The following is a 3,761-nucleotide window of genomic DNA, read 5'->3' as shown; positions in this document are numbered from 1 at the left end:
CCACAGCCGGAAGGCATAGCCGCAGAAGCCCAGGCCGAGTGCGACGGCGCTGGCGAGGTAGAACCAGCCGCTCATGCCGGTCAGGAAGGGCAGCAGCGTGGCCGCGAACAGCACCCAGGTGTAGAGCAGGATCTGCAGCCGCGTGTAGTCGTTGCCATGCGTGACGGGCAGCATGGGTAGGCCGGCGCGCGCGTAATCTTCAGCGCGGTACAGCGCCAGCGCCCAGAAGTGCGGCGGCGTCCACAGGAAGATGATCAAGCACAGCAGCCAGGGCTCGGGGCCGAGGTCGCCACGCAGCGCGGCCCAGCCCAGCACCGGCGGCATGGCGCCCGAGGCGCCGCCGATGACGATGTTCTGCGGCGTCATCGGCTTCAGGATGACGGTGTAGATGACGGCATAGCCGATGAAGGTGGCGAAGGTCAGCCACATCGTCAACACGTTGACGTAGAAACCCAGCAGCGCCATGCCGGCTGCGCACAGCAGGGCCGAGAAGGTGAGCGTCTGCGTACGGCTGAGCTCACCCTTGGCCGTGGCGCGCCAGGCGGTGCGCTTCATGCGCGCGTCGATGCCGTCCTCGATGAGGCAGTTGAAGGCGGCCGCAGCGCCGGCGACCAGCCAGATGCCAGCGACGGCGGCAAGCATGGTGAGGGCCTGTTCCAGCGAGGGCAGGCCGGGCACGGCCAGGGCCATGCCGATGGCTGCGCAGAAGACGATGAGCTGGACGACGCGCGGCTTGGTCAGCTGGTAGAACTGCTGCCAGCGCGGGCTGTGCACGAAGGCGCTGGCGGTGGACGTGGAGGCCATGGTCAAGTTTGCGCCCTCAGGCGCGCGAGCAAGATGGTGAGCAGGGCTAGCAGCAGAGCGGCGCCAGCGGTGTGGGCGAGGGCAGCCACGATAGGCCAGTCGAGCACGACATTGGACAGGCCGGAGGCGAGCTGCCAGCCAGCCGCGGCGAGCAGCCAGTTGGACCAGTTCGCCGCATGCCGACGCAGCCGCCAGGCCAGTGCCAGGATGGCCGCAAAGACGACGCCCGCGCCGATGCGATGGGCCGTGTGGATGGCGGCCAGCGCCTCGAACCCGAGCCAGCCGCCGTCGGCGCGCTGGCCCAGTGCGCGCCAGAGCTGAAAGCCCTGCGCGAAGTCCAGTTGCGGCCACCACTGGCCGCCGTGGCAGGTGGGGAATTCGTCGCAGGCCAGCACGGCGTAATTCGTGCTGACCCAGCCGCCAAGGGCGACCTGGACAAGTGCAAGCACAAGGACGACGGCGACCGCACGGCGCAACGCCGACGGCGCGATGATCGGCCGCGGCTCGTAGGCCTCGTGCTGCCAGGCCAGCAGCATCAAGAGGCCGATGCCGAGCAGCAGGTGCAGCGTGACGATGGCCGGGAAGAGCTTCATCGTGACCGTCAGCGCGCCGAAGGCCCCCTGCACGCAGACCCAGGCCAGCGTCAGCGTCGGCAGCCAGGGCGATGGTGCGGTCTCTGCGCCCCGCCGCTTCAGCCGCCAACTCAGCGCAGCCATGACGAGGATGAGCAGGCCCACGCCGCTGGCCAGATAGCGGTGAACCATCTCGATCCAGGCTTTGCCGTGCGTGACCGGGCCGGTGGGCATCGCGGTCTGGGCGGCCTCGATGTGGTCGTGGGCGCCGGCCGGGCTTGCAGCGCTGTAGCAACCCGGCCAGTCCGGGCAACCCAGGCCCGAATCGGTCAGGCGCGTGAAGGCGCCGAAGACGATGAGGTCGAAGGTCAGGAACAGCGTCAGCAGGGTCAGCGCGCGCAGCCGCCCTGCCGGCGTCGCGCTTCGCGAGCGCTGGCGCCACCAGAGCAGTGGGCCGATGGCGACCGCGCCGCCGATGGCGGCGACCTGGCCAAGAGGGACCAGCAGGTCGTTCATCGGCCTGCCGTATCCCAGCTGGCGCTGGCGCGCAGCAGCCTGTCGAGATCGGCTTTGAGCTTCTTGGGCTCGGGCTCGGCAGGGGCGCGCTCCATCCAGTTGCCCATGGGGTCGACGATGTAGAAATGGTCGGCCAGCGCCTTGCCCGAGGCGGGTTTGAGCCAGGCATCCAACCGGTCCCTGGGCACGCGCAGCACGGTCACTTCGGCGCCCTTCTGACTGACGGCAGCCATCACTTCGGGGCGCGGCGTGCCGGTATCGGGAATGAGCCAGAGCTTGTCCACGCGCGCCCGCTCCTTGCCCAGCATCTCGCGCAGTTGGCGCTGCACGAAGAGCTGCTGTTCGCAGGCGGCCGGGCAGTCGGAACCGTGCACGACGGCCAGCAGCCATTGACCCCGCAAGGAAGCCGGCGCGACCGCCCTGCCCTGCAGGTCGGTGAGCGGCAGGTCGGCAGGCATGTCGACGGCAGGCGCGATCAGTTCGCCATAGGCCGAGCCGCTGGGCCTGACGACGTAGAAGGTGAAGTAGGAGGCGACGACCGGCGCCGCGCACATGGCCAGCACCAGCAGCATCTTCCAGCGGCCGACGCGCTGCTGCCCCGTCGTGCGGGGATCGGGCAGGCTGTGCACCGCGAAGCTCAGCGGTTCAGGACTGCTGACGGCGGAGCCGGGGACGGATGAGTTGGAACCAGACATAGAGACCGACGATCAGCGCGCAGAGCGCAAACCATTGAAAGGCATAGCCATAGTGTTTTTGCAGGCCGAGGTCGGGCGCTGGCCAATGGCGCAGCAACGTGTCGTCGGGCGTATCCGCGGCGGTCTGCACGACGGTCAGCGGCAAGAGCTTCAGGCCGGACTCGACGGCGAAGGCCGCAGGGTCGAGATTTTGCCGGATCGGGCCGGCCGACCCTTCGCCCAGCTCGTAAAGCCGGGAGGGCGACGTCGTCAGCCGCCCTTCGACGGCAACCTCGCCGGGCGGCGTGTGCAATGGCGGCAGCTGCTGGCGGTCGAGTTGGTTGCGTGGCGCCCAGCCGCGCTGTACCAGGACGGCGTCGTCGCGGCCCGCCAAGCGCAGCGGCGTGACGACGAAGAAGCCCGTGCGGCCGTCCATGGGCCGGTTGTCCAGCCAGATCGTGCGTTCGGCCACCCAGGTGCCGCGCAGCGCGGCGCGGCGGTGCAGCTGCCCTTCACCGCCCAACTCGGTCTGGGTGAGCGCCGGCTTGCCGGCTTCGGCCTCGATGGCTGCTTGCAACGCGATCTTCTGCGCGGCACGGTCAAGCTGCCAGACGCCGAGCCGCGCCGTCAGCGCGGCGCCCACCAGGCCCGCCAACAGCACCAGCCAGCGCCTACCGCTCATGCAAGACCCCGAGCGGATAATTCGACACCATGAAATTCGTGATCCTGATCGCCTTCATCGGCATCCTTGGCGCGCTCGGCGCGGCCGGCTTCTTCATGCTGCGCAAAGGCGGCAACAAGAAAAGCCCCAACATGGCCCGTGCGCTGGCGGTGCGGGTCGCCGTGTCGGTGACGCTGTTCCTGATCATCCTGCTGAGCTGGAAGATGGGCTGGATACAGCCGACCGGACTGCCGGTGAAATCCTGAGCTTCAACAACAAAAAAGCGCCGCTGCTGCGGCGCTTTCTCATTGCGAGACCGGGAAGTCACATCCAGTAGACGATGACGTACAGGCCCAGCCACACCACGTCCACGAAGTGCCAGTACCAAGCGGCGCCTTCGAAGCCGAAGTGGCGCTCCGGCGTGAAGTGGCCCTTCATCAGGCGGATGGTGATGAACAGCAGCATCAGTGCGCCCACGCAGACGTGAAAGCCGTGGAAGCCGGTCAGCATGAAGAAGGTCGAGCCGTAGATGCC

Annotated in this window: 6 protein-coding genes; 1 reads left to right on the top strand and 5 read right to left on the bottom strand. The window is 68.4% G+C overall.

The window, feature by feature from the left end; genetic code table 11:
- The 4 genes from cyoE to ACXJKR_RS26885 all read right to left on the bottom strand — a co-directional run.
- The coding region (cyoE, locus tag ACXJKR_RS26900) for a heme o synthase (RefSeq protein WP_457325420.1) at positions 1-804 on the bottom strand (804 nt) is incomplete at its 3' end.
- 2 nt (positions 805-806) lie between these two features.
- On the bottom strand, positions 807-1,892 hold the full coding sequence (locus ACXJKR_RS26895) for a COX15/CtaA family protein (protein WP_457325419.1): 1,086 nt from the start codon (positions 1,890-1,892) through the stop codon (positions 807-809).
- Positions 1,889-2,521, bottom strand: a complete 633-nt coding sequence (locus ACXJKR_RS26890) for an SCO family protein (RefSeq protein WP_457325418.1) — start codon at positions 2,519-2,521, stop codon at positions 1,889-1,891. Before ACXJKR_RS26890 ends, ACXJKR_RS26895 begins: the two co-directional genes overlap by 4 nt.
- A gap of 16 nt (positions 2,522-2,537) precedes the next feature.
- Complete coding sequence (locus ACXJKR_RS26885) at positions 2,538-3,248, bottom strand: SURF1 family protein (protein WP_457325417.1); 711 nt, start codon at positions 3,246-3,248, stop codon at positions 2,538-2,540.
- Between the two features lie 29 nt (positions 3,249-3,277).
- Here ACXJKR_RS26885 and ACXJKR_RS26880 point away from each other — a divergent pair, with 29 nt between their 5' ends.
- Positions 3,278-3,493: a DUF2909 domain-containing protein gene (locus ACXJKR_RS26880; protein WP_057295810.1), complete on the top strand. Its 216-nt coding sequence runs from the start codon at positions 3,278-3,280 to the stop codon at positions 3,491-3,493.
- Between the two features lie 58 nt (positions 3,494-3,551).
- Here the strand turns inward: ACXJKR_RS26880 and ACXJKR_RS26875 are convergent.
- Positions 3,552-3,761 (bottom strand): cytochrome c oxidase subunit 3 (locus ACXJKR_RS26875; RefSeq protein ID WP_457325416.1); only part of this gene is annotated, 210 nt, incomplete at its 5' end.

It is taken from the genome of Roseateles sp. P5_E11, from assembly GCF_054049355.1.
Note: the sequence above shows the minus strand (reverse complement) of the source record. Positions and strands in the feature narration are given on the sequence as shown.

Excerpts from the sequence above, each read along its gene's own strand:
- ACXJKR_RS26895 (WP_457325419.1), bottom strand. The coding sequence starts at position 1,892 with ATGAACGACCTGCTGGTCCCTCTTGGCCAGGTCGCCGCCATCGGCGGC.
- ACXJKR_RS26885 (WP_457325417.1), bottom strand. The coding sequence starts at position 3,248 with ATGAGCGGTAGGCGCTGGCTGGTGCTGTTGGCGGGCCTGGTGGGCGCC.
- ACXJKR_RS26880 (WP_057295810.1), top strand. The coding sequence starts at position 3,278 with ATGAAATTCGTGATCCTGATCGCCTTCATCGGCATCCTTGGCGCGCTC.